Source organism: Shewanella sp. N2AIL, from assembly GCF_022690845.1.
Taxonomy (GTDB): domain Bacteria; phylum Pseudomonadota; class Gammaproteobacteria; order Enterobacterales; family Shewanellaceae; genus Shewanella; species Shewanella baltica.
Genome location: NZ_JALBYT010000138.1, coordinates 1 through 240, shown reverse-complemented (window position 1 = coordinate 240; position 240 = coordinate 1). Strand labels below are relative to the sequence as shown.

General features: G+C 57.1%; 1 protein-coding gene. It reads left to right on the top strand.

The window, feature by feature from the left end; translation table 11 throughout:
• The coding region (locus MO387_RS21375; protein ID WP_242326527.1) for a VCBS domain-containing protein at positions 1-240 on the top strand (240 nt) is incomplete at both ends.

Genomic DNA, 240 nt, shown 5'->3' with positions numbered 1-240 from the left:
CCACCGATCCAGTTCTGACTGACAGCGGCACCTTAACCATTACCGATGCCGACAGCGGCCAGGCGGTATTCCAAGCGGGCAACGGCGTTGCTAGCAATGGCGCACTCGGCAGTCTGACTATCGATGCGGCGGGCAACTGGACTTACAACGTCGATAACGCCGACGTGCAATATCTGGCTGAAGGCGAAACTAAGGTCGAAACCTTTGTGGTCTTGAGTGACGATGGCACTGAGCACACGG